The sequence below is a fragment of the Vibrio sp. OPT20 genome (genome assembly GCF_963889365.1).
Taxonomy (GTDB): domain Bacteria; phylum Pseudomonadota; class Gammaproteobacteria; order Enterobacterales; family Vibrionaceae; genus Vibrio; species Vibrio splendidus.
Genome location: NZ_CAWPOA010000018.1, coordinates 1 through 243, shown reverse-complemented (window position 1 = coordinate 243; position 243 = coordinate 1). Strand labels below are relative to the sequence as shown.

General features: G+C 48.1%; 1 tRNA gene. It reads right to left on the bottom strand.

The window, feature by feature from the left end:
• Window positions 1-73 (bottom strand) — tRNA-Glu (locus AACR09_RS00925).
• Window positions 74-243: the final 170 nt, after the last annotated feature.

Genomic DNA, 243 nt, shown 5'->3' with positions numbered 1-243 from the left:
TATCCCGTAGGGGAGTCGAACCCCTGTTACCGCCGTGAAAGGGCGGTGTCCTAGGCCTCTAGACGAACGGGACACTGCAATTTATCTCCACTTTAAAAAGTAGAAACAAACTTCGAAGAACTTGGGAGTTCTTCATCTCTTTGCTTTTCTAAACCTAATCAATCTGTGTGGACACTCATCGTGGTATCTTCGTATAAGGAGGTGATCCAGCCCCAGGTTCCCCTAGGGCTACCTTGTTACGAC